This is a genomic window from Streptomyces sp. NPDC044719 (genome assembly GCF_056433405.1).
The window spans coordinates 625956-643247 of record NZ_JBWKHE010000001.1; the positions used below are offsets into that span (position 1 = coordinate 625956).

10 protein-coding genes and 1 pseudogene are annotated in these 17292 nt (G+C 70.2%); 7 read left to right on the top strand and 4 right to left on the bottom strand.

Annotation, left to right across the window (positions count from 1 at the left end):
- The first annotated feature begins 131 nt into the window (after positions 1–131).
- The 5 genes from AC07DF_RS02990 (at position 132) to AC07DF_RS03010 (ending at position 8862) form a co-directional block, all read left to right on the top strand.
- Positions 132–2168: a thioredoxin domain-containing protein gene (locus AC07DF_RS02990; protein ID WP_478966337.1), complete on the top strand. Its 2037-nt coding sequence runs from the start codon at positions 132–134 to the stop codon at positions 2166–2168.
- A gap of 146 nt (positions 2169–2314) precedes the next feature.
- Positions 2315–3616: a glycosyltransferase gene (locus AC07DF_RS02995; protein ID WP_478966339.1), complete on the top strand. Its 1302-nt coding sequence runs from the start codon at positions 2315–2317 to the stop codon at positions 3614–3616.
- Positions 3613–5265, top strand: a complete 1653-nt coding sequence (locus tag AC07DF_RS03000; protein WP_478966341.1) for an ArnT family glycosyltransferase — start codon at positions 3613–3615, stop codon at positions 5263–5265. The genes AC07DF_RS02995 and AC07DF_RS03000 overlap by 4 nt, the downstream gene beginning before the upstream one ends.
- A complete protein-coding gene (locus AC07DF_RS03005) occupies positions 5262–6476 on the top strand; it encodes a glycosyltransferase (protein WP_478966343.1) in 1215 nt (404 codons plus the stop codon). Before AC07DF_RS03000 ends, AC07DF_RS03005 begins: the two co-directional genes overlap by 4 nt.
- On the top strand, positions 6460–8862 hold the full coding sequence (locus tag AC07DF_RS03010; protein ID WP_478966345.1) for a galactose oxidase-like domain-containing protein: 2403 nt from the start codon (positions 6460–6462) through the stop codon (positions 8860–8862). Before AC07DF_RS03005 ends, AC07DF_RS03010 begins: the two co-directional genes overlap by 17 nt.
- 112 nt (positions 8863–8974) lie before the next feature.
- Here AC07DF_RS03010 and AC07DF_RS03015 read toward each other — a convergent pair whose 3' ends face one another.
- From AC07DF_RS03015 to trhA, 4 genes and pseudogenes are all read right to left on the bottom strand, one after another.
- Complete coding sequence (locus AC07DF_RS03015) at positions 8975–9706, bottom strand: Mut7-C RNAse domain-containing protein (protein ID WP_478966347.1); 732 nt, start codon at positions 9704–9706, stop codon at positions 8975–8977.
- A 33-nt stretch (positions 9707–9739) separates the two neighbouring features.
- Positions 9740–10366, bottom strand: a complete 627-nt coding sequence (locus AC07DF_RS03020) for a TetR/AcrR family transcriptional regulator (protein WP_478966349.1) — start codon at positions 10364–10366, stop codon at positions 9740–9742.
- A gap of 5 nt (positions 10367–10371) precedes the next feature.
- A pseudogene (locus AC07DF_RS03025) lies at positions 10372–11993 on the bottom strand (MFS transporter).
- A 105-nt stretch (positions 11994–12098) separates the two neighbouring features.
- Positions 12099–12812: a PAQR family membrane homeostasis protein TrhA gene (trhA, locus tag AC07DF_RS03030; RefSeq protein ID WP_478966351.1), complete on the bottom strand. Its 714-nt coding sequence runs from the start codon at positions 12810–12812 to the stop codon at positions 12099–12101.
- 327 nt (positions 12813–13139) lie between these two features.
- Here trhA and AC07DF_RS03035 point away from each other — a divergent pair, with 327 nt between their 5' ends.
- Together AC07DF_RS03035 and AC07DF_RS03040 are read left to right on the top strand one after the other, a co-directional pair.
- A complete protein-coding gene (locus tag AC07DF_RS03035) occupies positions 13140–14969 on the top strand; it encodes a phosphoenolpyruvate carboxykinase (GTP) (RefSeq protein ID WP_478966353.1) in 1830 nt (609 codons plus the stop codon).
- A gap of 239 nt (positions 14970–15208) precedes the next feature.
- A complete protein-coding gene (locus tag AC07DF_RS03040; protein WP_478966354.1) occupies positions 15209–16942 on the top strand; it encodes a WD40 repeat domain-containing protein in 1734 nt (577 codons plus the stop codon).
- Positions 16943–17292 lie beyond the last annotated feature (350 nt).

Sequence of the window (17292 nt, forward strand, 5' to 3'; positions counted from 1 at the left end):
GCGTGCCCCGCCCGATTGTGTGAAGACACGGGCCCGGCGGAGCGCCGTGTGCCCGGCGGGCGTGCGGCGGGAGCGTCGCCCGGGCGGCGCCTGACGCGAGACCGGCGGGGTACTGCGGCAGGATGGACACCATGCCGAACCGACTGGCGCACGAGACGTCCCCCTACCTCCTTCAGCACGCCGACAACCCCGTCGACTGGTGGCCCTGGTCGGCGGAGGCCTTCGAGGAGGCCCGCGAGCGGAACGTGCCCGTGCTGCTCAGCATCGGATACAGCAGCTGTCACTGGTGTCACGTCATGGCACACGAGTCCTTCGAGGACCAGCAGACCGCCGACGACCTCAACACGCACTACGTGAGCATCAAGGTCGACCGCGAGGAACGCCCCGACGTGGACGCCGTCTACATGGAGGCCGTGCAGGCGGCGACCGGGCAGGGCGGCTGGCCCATGACCGTGTTCCTCACACCGGACGCCGAGCCCTTCTACTTCGGCACCTACTTCCCGCCCGCGCCCCGCCAGGGCATGCCCTCCTTCCGGCAGGTGCTCCAGGGCGTGCACCAGGCGTGGGAGGAGCGGCGGGACGAGGTCACCGAGGTCGCCGGGAAGATCGTCCGCGATCTGGCGGCCCGGGAGATCTCTTACGGGGATGCCCGGACCCCCGGTGAGGAGGAGCTCGCGCAGGCGCTGCTCGGGCTCACCCGGGAGTACGACCCGCAGCGCGGCGGATTCGGCGGGGCGCCGAAGTTCCCGCCGTCCATGGTGCTGGAGTTCCTGCTGCGGCATCACGCCCGGACCGGCGCCGAAGGTGCCCTGCAGATGGCGTCCGACACCTGCGAGCGCATGGCCCGGGGCGGTATCTACGACCAGCTCGGCGGCGGCTTCGCCCGCTACTCCGTCGACCGCGACTGGGTCGTGCCGCACTTCGAGAAGATGCTGTACGACAACGCCCTGCTGTGCCGGGTGTACGCCCACCTCTGGCGTGCCACCGGCTCGGAACTCGCGCGCCGGGTCGCCGTGGAGACCGCCGACTTCATGGTGCGCGAACTGCGCACGAACGAGGGCGGGTTCGCCTCCGCGCTCGATGCCGACAGCGACGACGGGACCGGCAAGCACGTCGAGGGCGCGTACTACGTGTGGACGCCCGGGCAGCTCCGTGAGGTGCTCGGTGAGCAGGACGCCGAGCTCGCCGCGCAGTACTTCGGCGTGACCGAGGAGGGCACCTTCGAAGAGGGCGCCTCCGTCCTCCAGCTGCCTCAGCAGCAGGAAGGGCTGGTCGACGCCGGGAAGATCGCCTCGATCCGGGAGCGGCTGCTCGCGGCGAGGTCGGAGCGTCCCGCGCCCGGCCGGGACGACAAGGTCGTGGCCGCCTGGAACGGGCTGGCGATCGCCGCGCTCGCCGAGACCGGCGCCTACTTCGACCGGCCCGACCTCGTCGAGGCCGCCGTCGTCGCCGCCGACCTTCTGGTGCGACTCCACCTCGACGAGCAGGCCCGGCTCACCCGCACCAGCAAGGACGGCCACGCCGGCGCCAACGCGGGCGTGCTGGAGGACTACGCCGACGTGGCCGAGGGCTTCCTCGCGCTCGCCTCCGTCACCGGTGAGGGCGTCTGGCTGGAGTTCGCCGGGTTCCTCCTCGACCACGTCCTGGTCCGCTTCACCGACCCGGAGTCGGGCTCCCTGTACGACACCGCCGCCGACGCCGAGCAGCTCATCCGCCGCCCGCAGGACCCGACCGACAACGCCGCACCGTCCGGCTGGACCGCGGCGGCGAACGCCCTGCTCGGCTATGCCGCGCACACCGGATCCGAGCCCCACCGCACCGCCGCCGAGAAGGCCCTCGGGGTCGTCAAGGCACTCGGTCCGCGCGTGCCCCGCTTCATCGGCTGGGGGCTCGCCGCCGCGGAGGCCGCGCTGGACGGGCCGCGCGAGGTCGCGATCGTGGGGCCGTCGCTCGATCACGAGGGCACGAAGACCTTGCACCGCACGGCACTCCTGGGCACCGCGCCGGGCGCGGTCGTCGCCGTCGGCGCTCCGGAGAGCGACGAGTTCCCGCTGCTCACGGGCCGTCCGCTGGTCGGCGGTGAACCGGCCGCCTATGTCTGCCGTAACTTCACATGTGACGCCCCGACGACCGAAGTTGAAAGGTTGCGTGCGGTGTTGCGCGACTGAAGTCGCGAATCAACGGAAACGTGCTCTTTATCTGAACGGCCCCCGGGCTTCACAGTTCCCCCTTAATCTCTGCACAGTGATGTGACGGATGGGGCCACTCAGGCCCACTGTCACCACTGGGGGTTCTGGGATCTGGGGGGATCTGTTTGCTGACGTCTGTCTTCATCGCTGCCGTGTCACTGGCTCTGTTCTGGATGGCGGCGTTCACGTTGTGGTGGCAGATGCACGCCTGGCGTACGCCGGAAGTGCTCGCCTCCACGCGGTTCAGCAGTCCGGACGGGGACGAGCACGTCTCCTTCTCGCTGCTGCTGCCCGCCCGGCACGAACAGGCGGTGCTGGACCACACGATCCAGCGGCTGCTGGAGTCGAGCCACACCGACTTCGAGATCATCGTGATCGTCGGGCACGACGATCCGGAGACCACCGAGGTGGCCGAGAAGGCCGCGGCACGTGACCCACGGGTCCGCGTCGTCGTCGACACGCACGAGAAGAAGAACAAGCCGAAGGCCATGAACACGGCCCTGCCGCACTGCCGCGGCGACGTCGTCGGGGTCTTCGACGCGGAGGACCAGGTCCACCCCGAGCTCCTCGCGCACGTCGACCACGCCTTCCGCACCACCGGCGCGGACGTCGTCCAGGGTGGCGTGCAGCTGATCAACTTCCACTCCAGCTGGTACAGCCTGCGCAACTGCCTGGAGTACTTCTTCTGGTTCCGCTCGCGGCTCCATCTGCACGCGCAGAAAGGTTTCATTCCGCTCGGCGGCAACACCGTCTTCGTCCGCACGGACGTCCTCAGGGAAGCCGACGGCTGGGATCCGGACTGCCTCGCCGAGGACTGCGACCTGGGCGTCAGGCTCTCCAGCGTCGGCAAGAAGGTCGTGGTCGCCTACGACTCCGACATGGTGACCCGGGAGGAGACCCCGGACTCGCTGATGTCCCTGCTGAAGCAGCGCACCCGCTGGAACCAGGGATTCCTCCAGGTGTACCGGAAGAAGGACTGGAAGCAACTGCCCACCCTCGGGCAGCGCCTGCTCGCCCGCTACACCCTGATGACCCCGTTCATGCAGGCCTTCACCGGCCTGATCATCCCGCTGAACGTGGCGATCGCGCTGTTCCTCGACGTGCCTGTCGGCGTCGCCTTCATCACCTTCCTGCCGGCCGTCACCGCCCTGGTCACCTTCGTCTTCGAGATCGTCGGACTGCACGACTTCGGCAAGCAGTACGGGCTGCGCGTCCGCTTCGGGCACTACCTCAAGCTGGTCCTGGGCGGCCCCTTCTACCAGGTCCTGCTCGCCGGTGCGGCCGTGCGCGCCGTGTGGCGTGAGCAGCGCGGCCGCAACGACTGGGAGCTGACGACCCATGTCGGCGCGCATCTCGACGAGACGCGGCATGACGTTCCCGTGACCCAAGAGGACGTTCCCGTGACCCGAGAGGACGTTCCCGCGTGACCTCCACCCTTCCCGCGGCGACCAGCCCTGAGGTCCCCGCGCAGCGGCAGCCTGTGCCCGGCGCCGGTCCGGCCCGTCGCACACCCGAGCCGCCGAGCCGGCTGCGCTCCTCCCGGCCCGACCTGATCCTGTGCGGCCTCCTGCTGGTCGCGACCCTCGTCGTGCAGGGCTGGAACATCGCCGACTACCCGGCCCTCAGCGACGACGAGGGCACCTACCTCGCCCAGGCCTGGTCGGTCCAGCAGGGCAACGGCCTGGCCCACTACACCTACTGGTACGACCACCCGCCCCTCGGCTGGATCCAGATCGCCCTGCTGACCTGGATCCCGGCGCTGATCAGCCCCGAGTCGATGACGGTGGGCACCATGCGCGCCGCGATGCTGCTGATCAGCGGCATCAGCGCGGTCCTGGTCTTCGTGCTGGGCCGCCGTCTGGCGCTGCCCCGCTGGGCCGCCGGGCTCGGCATGGTCTTCTTCGGGCTCTCCCCGCTGTCCGTGGTCCTGCAGCGGGAGATCTTCCTCGACAACCTCGCGGTGATGTGGACGCTGCTGGCCTTCACCCTCGCCGCGTCCCCGAGCCGCCACCTCTGGCACCACTTCGGCGCGGGCATCGCGGCCGCCACGGCCGTCCTCACCAAGGAGACGATGCTCGTCGTCCTGCCCGCACTGTTCCTCACCATGTGGCGGCACAGCCACAAGGACACCCGCAAGTTCGCCCTCACCGGAGCCGTCACGGCCTGCGCGCTGATCGGCTTCTCGTATCCGCTGTTCGCCCTGCTCAAGGGCGAGTTGCTGCCGGGCGCCGGGCACGTCTCCCTCTGGGACGGCGTCAAGTACCAGATGACCCGGCCCGGTTCGGGCTTCATCCTCGACCAGGGCTCCGGCTCCTGGGGCGTCCTCCAGTCATGGCTGTACTACGACAGGATCCTGCCCCTCGGCGGTCTCGCGGGCGCCCTGCTGCTGCTCGTCACCTGGCGCTGGTCGGTCACCGCCCGGGCCCTTGCCGGACCGGCCCTGGCCGTCGCGATCTTCGCCGCACTGGCGCTGCGCCCCAACGGCTATCTGCCCGCGATGTACGTCATCCAGGCCCTGCCGTTCCTCGCGCTCGTCCTCGCCGGCGGCACCGCTTCCGTCGCCCACGCCGTGCTGAGCCGCCGGCGCTCCGAGGCGGAGAAACGGTACGTCAGTCTGGGCCGGTACGCGCTCGCCGCGGTCCTGGCCCTCTCCGCCGGCGCCTATGTCGTACCGCGCTGGTACGACGGCGCCCGCATCGCTGTCACCACCGACGCCAACGCCGGCTACCAGGCGGCGTCGAAGTGGCTGGCCACGGAGGTCGAGGACCCGGCGCGCACCCGGGTGCTGGTGGACGACGCCCTCTGGCTGGACCTGGTGCACCAGGGCTACCGGCCGGGGCTCGGCGTCATCTGGTTCTACAAGGCCGACCTCGACCCCGCGGTGACGAAGACGATGCCGCGCGGCTGGAAGGACCTCGACTACGTCGTCGCCTCGCCGACGGTACGGCGTGACGCGGCCGACCTGCCCAACGTCCAGGCCGCCATGGAGCACTCGGACCCGGTCGCCACCTTCGGCACCGGCGAGGACCGCATCGAGATCCGCCAGATCCAGACGTCCGCCGGAGGCGCGCGATGAGCCAGGAGTCCACCGTCCCCGGTGAGGTCGTCGAGACCGAGACCACCGAGATCCCCGAACCGGGCGCCGTCACCATCGTCGTACCGACGTTCAACGAGTCGGCGAACGTACGGCAGCTGCTGCGCCAGATCACCGAGGCCGTCCCGGCCCGGCTGCCCTGCGAGGTCGTCTTCGTGGACGACTCCACCGACGACACGCCCGAGGTCATCCAGAAGGCGGCGCAGGACTGCCCGTTCCCGGTGACCGTGCTGCACCGGGAGGAGCCGGTGGGCGGGCTCGGCGGCGCGGTCGTCGAGGGCATGAAGGCGGCCACGTCGGACTGGATCGTCGTCATGGACGGCGACTGCCAGCACCCGCCCTCGCTCGTGCCCGACCTGGTCGCCACCGGCGAGCGGGCGGGTGCCGGGCTCGTCGTCGCCTCCCGGTACATCAAGGGCGGCAGCCGGGCCGGGCTCGCGGGCAGCTACCGGGTGTTCGTCTCGCGCGGGGCGACCTGGCTGACCAAGGCGCTCTTCCCTCGCCGGCTGCGCGGCATCAGCGACCCGATGAGCGGCTTCTTCGCGATCCGCCGCAGCGCCGTCACGGCCGAGGTGCTCCAGCCGCTCGGCTACAAGATCCTCCTCGAACTCGCCGTCCGCAGCCGCCCGCGCACGGTCACCGAGGTGCCCTTCGTCTTCCAGGACCGGTTCGCGGGGGAGTCCAAGTCGACCGCGCAGGAGGGCCTGCGCTTCCTGCGCCACCTGGCCGGGCTGCGCACCGCCTCGCCGGCCGCGCGCATGGTCGGCTTCGGCCTGATCGGGCTCACCGGCTTCGTGCCGAACCTGGTCGGCCTGTGGGCGCTGACCGCGCTCGGCATGCACTACGTACCGGCGGAGATCCTCGCCAACCAGCTCGGCGTCGCCTGGAACTTCCTGCTCATCGAGCATCTGCTGTTCCGCGAACGGCGCCGGCACCGCCGTTGGTGGGACCGGGCCGGACGGTTCGCGCTGCTCGCCAACGCCGATCTGGTGCTCCGCATCCCGCTGATCGCCCTGTTCGTGCACCAGTTCCACCTGGGCGTGCTGTCCGCCACCGCGCTCGCGCTGGTGACGACCTTCGTCCTGCGCTTCGCGGGGACCGAAGCGCTGGTCTATCTGCCGCGCCGGGGGCGTGAGAAGCCCGGACGCGGGAGCTCCGCACAGCAAGGAGAGCCGTGTGAAAAGACGTCGTAGAAGTACCGCACTCCTGGCCGTGGCGGGCCTCACCTCGGGCCTGCTGCTGACCTCTCCGCAGACCGCCTCCGCCGCCAACCTCATCAAGAACCCCGGATTCGAGACCGCCGGCACCGGCGACATGCCGTACTGCTGGGAGAAGTCCGGCTGGGGCGACAACGACTTCACCTTCACCACCACGACCGACGCGCACTCCGGCGGCAAGGCCATGAAGGTCGAGCTGACCCGCCGCGTCGACGGCGACCGCAAGGCGCTGATCACCGAGTCCGCCGCGTGCGCGCCGGTGGTGACGCCGGGCAAGCAGTACGACCTCGGTCTCTGGTACAAGACGACGACCCCGGACGCCGCGATCACCCTGTTCCGGCACGACGCCACGGCCGGCTGGCAGTACTGGACGGACCTCAAGACGCTGGACATGGCGGGCGGCTGGACCGAGGCCACGGTCCGCACCCCCGAGGTCCCGGCCGGCACCGACCGCATCTCCTGGGGCGTCTCGGTCTACGGCACCGGCTCCGCCACCACCGACGACTACACGATGGACCAGGTGCCCGACCCGGTCCTGCCTCCACAGTGCACGGGCACGGCCGAGCAGTGCGCGAACGGCAAGTGGGACGTGCTGCCCACGCAGAACCCGGTCCGCTCGATGCACTCGGTCGTCCTGCACAACGGCAAGGTGCTGCTGATCGCGGGCTCCGGCAACGACGAGTCGATGTTCGAGGCCGGCACCTTCACCTCGGCGGTCTACGACCCGGCGAACGGCTCCTACAAGGTCGTCCCGACGCCGAAGGACATGTTCTGCGCCGGGCATGTGCAGCTTCAGGACGGGCGCGTGCTCGTGATGAGCGGCAACAAGGCGTACCCGGTTCCCGGCGGGCACGGCTACGAGGGCTACAAGGACTCCTACATCTTCGACCCGGAGACCGAGACCTACTCGAAGACCAACGACATGAACGACGGCCACTGGTACCCGTCGGCGACGATCCTCGGCAACGGTGACGTCATCTCCTTCGGCGGACTGCGCGAGGACTCCACCGGCTCGGTCACCGCCGAACTGTTCTCCCAGGCCGAGCAGCAGTGGCAGCCCACCTGGAAGGTCAACCAGACCTGGTCCTACTGGGGCCTGTACCCGTCGATGATCCTGATGCAGGACGGCCGCCTCTTCTACTCGGGCAGCCACGTCTTCGGCAACAACATCCCCGGCACCGGCTCGGCGATCTACGACTACGGCGCCAACACCATCACCCAGGTGCCCGGCCTGCAGAAGAAGGACGAGCGCGACCAGTCGGCGAGTGTGCTGCTGCCCCCGGCGCAGGACCAGAAGGTCCTCACCCTCGGAGGCGGCAACATCGACTCCAACCCGGAGGCGAACCGCCTGACCGACATCATCGACCTCAAGCAGCCGAACCCCGCGTACGTGGCCGGGCCGCCGATCCCGCAGGGCACGGTCGACATGGGCAACGGGCCGGTCCCGCAGACCGGGAACCAGGGCAAGATGTACGTCTCCGCCGTGCTCCTGCCCGACGGCAAGGTGCTGGAGACGGGCGGCGCGCTGCACAACCGCGCCAACCCGGTCTACGAGACGTCGATCTTCGACCCCGCCTCGGAGACCTTCGACCCGGTGGCCGTCGACCCCGAGGCGCGGGGCTACCACTCCTCGGCGTTCCTGCTCCCCGACGGCCGTGTGATGACCACCGGCGACAACCCGGGCAACGGCTCCTGGAATCACGACGTGTCGGTCTACAGCCCGCCCTACCTGTTCAAGGGCCCGCGTCCGGAGATCACTTCCGTCATCGACACCGAGTGGAACTACGGCGACACCCAGCGGATCACCGTCGACCGGCCCATCGCCAAGGCCGAGCTGATCCGCCCGGCCGCCGTCACGCACTCCTCCGACCCCAACCAGCGGTTCGTGGACCTGCCGCTGTCCGTGGACGGCAACAACGTCGACCTGAACGTCACGAGCAACCCCAACCTGGCCCCGCCCGGCTGGTACATGCTCTTCGCGGTCGACGCGAACGGCGTGCCCTCGGTGGCGAAGTGGGTGCACCTCCAGGGCCCGCAGGCGCTCAAGGCGACCGACGCCTCGGCGCACGTCCACGACTTCGCCGACGCGCCCGAGGGCACGGTGGTGAAGCCCGGCAAGAAGCGGGCCTCGCAGAAGGTCAGCCCGACCATCTCCGGCTGCGACCGCCACTACGGCTCGATCAACGTCTGCGTCCCGACGGACTTCCCGGCGGAGGTGAAGAAGACGACGGCAGCCCGCTGCGAGTGGCTCAAGGCCAACGACTACGGCCGCCTGAAGATCAACGGCAGGGACGACCCCCTGAACCTGGACAGGAACAGGGACGGAATCGCCTGCGGCAAGGGGGACCTGACCAGGCGCTAGGAAACGGCCTCGGGTACGCGCCCCTCAGGGGCGCGGGGCTGTATCAATTTGCGGCTCCGCCGCGCGGGCGCGACCAGCCACAGCGGTCCCGCAGTTCCCCGCGGCGCTCAGATCAACGGCGCTCCGCGCGGAGCGCGATCGCCTGCTCCACGATGGCCTCCAACTGCTCGTGATGCGCACCCCTCCAATAGGCCCGGCCGCACGCCGTGCACTGCGCGAACACGTCATACGTCGCATGCGTCCCGTGCTTCAGCTGGTCGGCGACCTCATCCTTGGTCGCCTCACGCAGCACCCCGTTGCAGGCAGTGCACCGCGTCCAGGGAAGCAGCTCGGGACGGAACCGGTCCAGGACGTCCCGGAGCTGCTCCTCGGGCCGGGTGCTGTACACGAACGCGCCCGCCCACAACTCCCGGCGCCGCAGCAACCCCCGGTCGCGGCTCAGCATCACCCGCTGCTCGGCGGCCGACAGCGCGGCCAGCGCCGGGTCCCCGATGTCGGTCGACTCGTAGGCCGTGTCCACGCCGAGCAGCCGCAGCCGGCGGGCCAGCGTCCCCAGGTGCACGTCGAGGAGGAAGCGCAGGGGAGCGCCCGGGACCTTCTGGGGGCGTGCGACGGTCCGTACGGTCACGGACTCGCCGGCCGCCGGGACGTGCGAGAAGGACACCTCGCGTCCGTCCACGACCAGGGCGCCCACCTCGGTCAGCGGTACGCCCAGCGACTCGACGACATGGCCGAGGCTGGAGACGCCGTCGGTGGCGGCCCGTACGGCACCCGCATGCCGGGCCCGGGGGACGAACACATGCAGCTCGGGGGCGAACTCGACGTGGATCTCGGGACCGTTCACCCGGTCAGGATGACACGGCGACGGGCCGCCGCCTCAGCCTTTTCCGGTCGGCAGGCCGTGTTCCAGGACGTCCAGGGCGCGGTCGACGAGGTCCCGGATGTCGTCCCGGTGGCCGGTCTCGGCCCAGTAGTGGGAGACCTCCATCAGCCCGCCCATCACGGACATGGCGAACACCCGGAGCTCCAGGCCGTCGGGGTCGAGGCCGGAGCGTTCCGCGAGGGCGGTGCGGAGCAGTTCGCCGGTGGCCGCCGTGCTCTCGAGCATGCGGGCACGGACCGCCGGCACCTCGACCCCGAGCCGCGTCCGCAGCCGGGTCACCTCGGGTTCCTCGGCGAGGCTCAGGTCGAGGGCCGTGCGCATCACGTGCCGCAGCGTGTCGGCCCACGACTCGTCCTCCGGCCGGGCCCGCAGCTCTTCCAGCATCACCGGGTCCCACTCGTCGGTGATGACGATGTCCTCCTTGGTCGGGAAGTACCGGAAGACGGTCGACGGCGACACCTCGGCTCGGTCGGCGATCTGCTCGATCGTCGTGGCGTCGTAGCCCTGCTCCTCGATCAGCGCGTAGGTCGCGGTGCGGATCGCCTGGCGGGTCTTGATCTTCTTCCGCTCCCGGAGTCCCAGCGGGGGCCGGTCGGCGGGGGTGGTGCGTGGGGCCGTCATGAAGGTCATTGTCGGGCATCGCCCTCGGGCTCGGCCATCGCCGGGGCGCCGCTCGTCCCGCCCGGGACGGACCGGTTGTCCGGCAGGAACGCCCCGGCGCACAGCGCGGCGACCAGGGCGGCGACGCCGCACACCAGCAGGACGACGCCCATGCCGTGGACGTACGCGCTGTCCGCGGAGGCGGCCAGGCCGGGTGCGGAGGCCCGTTCGGCGACGAGGTGGGCCGCGACCACGGACTCCCCGGCGGTGTCGGCGGCCCGGGCGGACAGACCGGTGACGTCGAGCCGGTCCCGGTAGACGCCCGCGAGGAGGCTGCCGAGCAGGGCGATACCGATCGCGCTGCCGACCTGGCGCAGGGTCATCAGCAGCCCGGAACCTCCCCCACTGCCTCAACGGCGTGGGGGGACCCCCAGCCTGCCCGGTCGGCGGGCAGCGCGGCCAGCGCCCCGTCCATCGCGGGGACCACGGCGAAGCCGAAGCCCAGCCCGGTGATGGTCAGCCACAGCGCGGTGAAGGCGTAGCCGGAGTCGGCTGTCGTGCGGCTGCCGAGGAACGCGGCGAAGGCCAGCACCACCAGGCCGGAGCTGACCACCGCGCGGGGACCGAACCGGGCGACGACCGGCTGGGCACCGCGCGCGGCGGCCATCAGCCCGCCCATCATCGGCAGCAGCCGCAGCCCGGTGCCGAGGGCGTCATGGCCGAGGACGGCCTGGAGGTAGGGCGGCAGCAGGAACAGCAGGCCCGCCAGGACGAAGGTGACCAGGGTCGCCGTGAGCGTGTTGACGAGGAAGCCGCGGTGGCCGAGCAGCTCCATGTCGAGCATGGGCCGTGCCGCCCGGCGCTCGCGCAGGACCAGTCCGGCCAGCAGGACCGCGGAGCCCGCGAGGAACCCGGCCACCAGTGGGTCGCCCCAGCCGCGCGTGGGCGCCTCGATGATGGCGTAGACGAGGGCGCCGAGGCCGGCCGCGATGAGTGCCGTAGCGACGGTGTCGACCTTGGGGGAGGCCGGGTCGCGGGTCTCGGGCAGCAGGACGAGGCAGGCAGTGATGCCGATGCCGACCATCGGGACGTTGACCAGGAAGACCGAGCCCCACCAGAAGTGGTCGAGCAGCCAGCCGCCGAGGATCGGGCCGAGCGGCATACCGAGCGCCGAGGCGGCCGACATGACGCCGATGGCCTTGGAGCGCTCGTCCGGCCCGAACAGCGAGGGCAGCACGGACAGGGCGAGCGGCATGACCAGCGCGCCTCCGACGCCCATCACGGCACGGGCGGCGACGACCCAGGTCACGTCCTCGGCCAGGGCGCCCGCGACCGAGCCGGCCAGGAAGATCCCGAGCCCGGTGACCAGCATCAGCCGCCGCCCGAACCGGTCCCCGAGCAGCCCGGCGGGGAGCATCAGGGCGGCGAACACGACGACGTAGGCGTCCGCCATCCTCCCCCAGTGCTAAACGCCTGGGGGGACCCCCAGTTGCTCTCCGGTGGTCGCGCCCAGGTCCGCGGCCATGGTGGGCAGCGCGACGTTGAGGATCGTCATGTCGAAGCCGAGCGTCAGCATGCTCGCGACCAGGGCACCGAGGGCCCACCAGCGGCGCGGGTCCTGCTGGACCCCGATAGTGACAGTAGCCATGAAATGAGAGTAACTATCAAAACATAGAGACTGTCAATGTGATTCCCTCGGGCATGCAAAAAGGCCACGACCCGGGGGTCGTGGCCTGAGAGAGGTGGGTGGGATCTACGCGTGCTGGTACGCCACCAGCGAGATCCCCACGTAGTGCGTGATGAAGGCCGCCAGGGTGAAGGAGTGGAACACCTCGTGGAAGCCGAACCAGCGCGGTGACGGGTTGGGCTTCTTGATCCCGTAGACCACGCCGCCCGCGCTGTAGAGCAGGCCGCCGACGATGACCAGGACGAGGACGGCTATCCCGCCGGTCCGCATGAAGTCCGGCAGGTAGAAGACGGCCGCCCAGCCCATCGCGAGGTAGCACGGCGTGTAGAGCCAGCGCGGGGCGCCGACCCAGAAGACGCGAAAGGCGATACCGGCCGCCGCGGCGGCCCAGATGCCCCACAGCAGCCACTGGCCCTTGGCGCCCGGCAGCAGCAGCATGGTCAGCGGTGTGTAGGTGCCGGCGATGATCAGGAAGATGTTGGCGTGATCCAGACGGCGCAGGACGCCGTCCATGCGCGGGCTCCAGTTGCCCCGGTGGTACAGCGCGCTCACGCCGAAGAGCAGGCACGCCGTCAGTACGTAGATACCGCAGGCGACGCGCCCTCTGGACGAGTCGGCGAGGGCGGTCAGCACCAGGCCCGCGACGAGAACGGCCGGAAACATGCCGAGGTGCAGCCAGCCGCGCAGCTTGGGCTTCACCGGGTGCGGCAACGAGAGCGCCACCGGGCCACGGCCGTCGGCCGGCGTATCCGAGGGCGCGTCGGGGACGAACGCAGTCATGGCCGAATGGTAGCTACGGAACCGTAAGTGACCTATCAGTCCATCTGATTGGCCGATGAAGAGTGGCCATCCTCTCACCGTCGCCGAACGATGGTTACGCAAACGGACGGTCACATGAACCCAACGTGCACGCAAAGCGTCGTGAGAAACCGTGGCGATCCTCACGTTGCTCACCTGTGCGCTCCTCTGGACAGATGGGCGCGGACGTCGGATGATCAAATGAGTGCGGTCGGCACCGGATGAGCGCCAAGTTTCACCGTGAAGCATCCGGGTCGCAGCCCCCACGGGGCCTCCACATCACCAAAAATCCCTCATTTAGGAGCAATCGTGGCGCGCGATATCGCGGCTCCCACCGTCCCCACCACCCATCAGGGGCTGATCTCGTGGGTCAACGAGATCGCCGAGCTGACCCAGCCGGACAACGTGGTCTGGTGTGACGGATCCGAGGCCGAGTACGAGCGCCTGTGCGGGGAGCTCGTCCAGAAGGGCACCTTCCGGAAACTCGACCCGATCAAGCGCCCCCACTCCTACTACGCGGCCTCCGACCCCACCGACGTCGCCCGCGTGGAGGACCGGACGTTCATCTGCTCCGAGAAGGAGGAGGACGCGGGCCCGACCAACCACTGGAAGGCCCCCGCCGAGATGCGGGAGATCTTCCAGGGTGCCGGGGGCCAGGGCGGCCTGTTCCGCGGCTCGATGCGCGGCCGGACCATGTACGTCGTGCCCTTCTGCATGGGCCCGCTCGGTTCGCCGCTGTCCGCGCTCGGCGTCGAGATCACCGACTCGGCGTACGTCGCCGTCGCCATGCGCACGATGACCCGCATGGGCCAGGCCGTCCTGGACGAGCTCGGCTCCGACGGCTTCTTCGTCAAGGCCGTGCACACCCTGGGCGCCCCGCTGGAGCCCGGCCAGGAGGACGTCCCCTGGCCCTGCAACCAGACCAAGTACATCTCGCACTTCCCCGAGGACCGCGAGATCTGGTCCTACGGCTCCGGCTACGGCGGCAACGCCCTGCTCGGCAAGAAGTGCTACGCCCTGCGCATCGCCTCCGTGATGGCGCGTGACGAGGGCTGGCTGGCCGAGCACATGCTGGTCCTCAAGCTCACCCCGCCGCGCGGCGAGGCCAAGTACGTCGCCGCGGCGTTCCCGAGCGCCTGCGGCAAGACCAACCTCGCCATGCTGGAGCCGACCATTCCCGGCTGGACGGTCGAGACCATCGGCGACGACATCGCCTGGATGCGCTTCGGCGAGGACGGCCGGCTCTACGCCATCAACCCCGAGGCCGGCTTCTTCGGTGTCGCGCCCGGCACCGGCGAGCACACCAACGCCAACGCCATGAAGACGCTCTGGGGCAACTCCGTCTTCACCAACGTCGCCCTCACCGACGACAACGACATCTGGTGGGAGGGCATGACGGAGGAGACTCCGGCCCACCTGACGGACTGGAAGGGCAACGACTGGACCCCGGAGTCCGGCGTCCCGGCCGCCCACCCCAACGCCCGCTTCACCGTCCCGGCCTCGCAGTGCCCGATCATCGCGCCGGAGTGGGAGGACCCCAAGGGCGTGCCGATCTCGGCGATCCTCTTCGGCGGCCGCCGGGCCACCGCCGTGCCGCTGGTGACGGAGTCCTTCGACTGGAACCACGGCGTCTTCCTCGGCGCCAACGTGGCCTCCGAGAAGACCGCCGCCGCCGAGGGCAAGGTCGGCGAGCTGCGCCGCGACCCGTTCGCGATGCTGCCGTTCTGCGGCTACAACATGGGCGACTACATGGCCCACTGGATCGACGTGGCCAAGGACAAGGACCAGTCCAAGCTGCCGAAGATCTACTACGTCAACTGGTTCCGCAAGGACGACCAGGGCAAGTTCGTGTGGCCCGGCTTCGGCGAGAACTCCCGTGTCCTGAAGTGGATCGTGGGGCGCCTGGACGGCACGGCCGAGGGCGTCGAGTCGCCGATCGGCGTCCTGCCGGCGAAGGGCTCCCTCGACACGGACGGACTCGAACTGTCCGAAGCCGACCTGGACTTCCTGCTCACGGTCGACAAGGAGGTCTGGCGCGAGGAGGCCGCCCTGGTCCCCGAGCACCTCAACACCTTCGGCGACCACACCCCGAAGGAACTGTGGGACGAGTACCGCGCGCTGGTGCAGCGCCTGGGCTGAGACCCGCACACAGGACTCCGCGGCCGGTCTACCGAGAGTGCCCTGACCAGCAACATCGTCACGGCCGGCCGCGGTGACAGCAGTACCGGAGGCAGGGGTTCGCACAACGGCGTGCGAGCCCCTGCCTTCGTCGTTCCCGTCGCGCCCCCTTGCTCACCGAATCTTCACGCCTGTTTCATGCTCTACAGGCGCCCCACCGGTCCCGGTGGGGGCCGCAAAGAAGCCTGTGGGGGGCACAGTTGAATACCGCACACCGTTCCAGACGGCTCGCCGCCACGCTGTCCGCCGCGTTACTCGCGGGGACCGGCCTGACCGTCGCCGCCGCACCCGCGGCGCACGCGGCGGCCTCCGACGCCGTGGCCAAGCTGCCGATCTCGTCGTACTCGGCGCTGGCCGTCGACAACGTCCACCAGCGTGTCTTCGTGGCGGACAGCAACGTCGGCTACTACCTCAACTCCGGCACCATCGCCGTCTACACCTTCGAGGGCGAGCGCCTCACGACGCTCACCACCAACCAGGCCCATGTCTCCGGCCTCGCGGTCAGCGCCGACGGCAACACGCTGTACGCGGGTCTGCGCGAACGTATCGAGGCCTTCGACACCACCACCTACCAGCGCACCACCGTCGCCTCCGTCAGCACCGACACCTGCGGCCGGGAGGTCGCCCAGTCCGGCGGTCAGATCTACTTCACGACGCCGAACACGTCCTCGACCTCCCAGTGCGCCACCGCCGAGACCCACCTCGACGGGATCGTGAACGGCGTGCACACCCGCACCGGCTGGAACGACAACGGCGATCTGCTGCTGGAGGCCGGGGCCGGGGACCGCATGCTCATGGGCCAGCCGCTGGGCGCGAAGGCGGCCGACCCCTTCCTCGCCGTGTACGACACCAGTGACGGCGCCCTCGTCCGCAACGCCGCGCGGCGCTTCGCCGACGGCCAGGGCAACGGCGCCCTGAACCTCAAGGACCTGGCGTTCTCCGCCGACGGCGGCAAGGTCGCCCTCGCCGACGCCACCGCCGGCACCAGGCTGTTGAACACCGGCGACCTGTCGGACGCCGCGACCGGCTACCGGGCTCTGCCCGACGGGGCCACCGCCAGCGCGGTCGCCTTCAGCGGTGACGGCAAGTACATCGCCCGCGGAGCCTCCGCCACCGGTGCCGTCCCCGACCTCTTGGTGCAGCCCGCCGACCCGGGCGACTCCACCACCCCGCTGGAGTTCGTCTTCGAGGGCAGCCTCGACGGCGACCGGGTCGTGCCGCGCGGCATGGAGTGGGCGGCGGACGGATCCCGGCTGTTCGCGGTCACCACCAACGCGACCGGTGGCCAGTACTGGCTGCACATCATCAAGCCGCCCGCCGTCCAGTACGACACCCGTTTCACCGGCGGCCTCACCCACAGCCCCGGCCAGGCCGTGGCGGGCGAGCCGCTCGCCGTGCGCGGCCGGCTGGAGCACGACGGGCCGGCGCCCGCCGAGCCGCTGAAGGTCAAGGCGACCCGCACCGACGCGAGCGGCACCCATGACCTGGGCACCGCCACCGTCAAGGCGGACGGCACCTTCACGGTCCTCGACGAGCCCGACCGGCTCGGCGAGGCCACGTACACCGTCTCCTACCTCGGCGACCTGACCCACCGTCCGGCCACGGACATCACCCACACGGTGACGGTGGGCAAGGCCTCCAGCGCGATCGCCCTCACCGCTCCCGACGAGGCGACCATGTCCGGCGGCATCGAGATCACCGGCGCGTTCACCGCCCAGGGCAAGCCCCTGGCGGACCGGGCGGTACTCAAGGTCGTCCGTGAGGACCGCCTCGGCACCGGCACGCTCTCGTCGGTGACCGTCGCAGCGGACGGCACCTTCACCATCAACGACATCCCCCGCACCCACCGCGACGTGACCTACACGGTCAGCTGGCCGGGCGACGCCCTGCACGAGGGGTCGACAGCGTCGGCGGAGGTCTACGTCAGACGCTAGGGACGGCGATCGCCAGGACGGCGACCGCCGATCTGACGGTGTCACACATTCCGTATGTGTCCGCGCAGTTGGGACGCCTGAGCGGGCGAAAGGTTGTGCGCACATTCGACCTCACCTTGGGCACGGGTCCATCACAACTGATCGCCCGCCGGGTCCGATCTGGGTGCTATTGCTGGGATCAATCCAAGATCGTCTGATGCCCGGGCTGTGAAATGGTCAAGCGAAAGACTTCACAAGGGCGTTGATCCCACCCGCGCCTTTCGCTCCGCCCTTCGCTCGGACCCTCCGGCCGCCGGTGCCAACCGAGGCCGGAGGTGTCACCGACCCAGTGCCGCCCGATCTCAGGCGCG

Excerpts from the sequence above, each read along its gene's own strand:
- trhA (WP_478966351.1), bottom strand. The coding sequence starts at position 12,812 with ATGACTGCGTTCGTCCCCGACGCGCCCTCGGATACGCCGGCCGACGGC.
- AC07DF_RS03005 (WP_478966343.1), top strand. The coding sequence starts at position 5,262 with ATGAGCCAGGAGTCCACCGTCCCCGGTGAGGTCGTCGAGACCGAGACC.
- AC07DF_RS02990 (WP_478966337.1), top strand. The coding sequence starts at position 132 with ATGCCGAACCGACTGGCGCACGAGACGTCCCCCTACCTCCTTCAGCAC.
- AC07DF_RS03020 (WP_478966349.1), bottom strand. The coding sequence starts at position 10,366 with ATGACGGCCCCACGCACCACCCCCGCCGACCGGCCCCCGCTGGGACTC.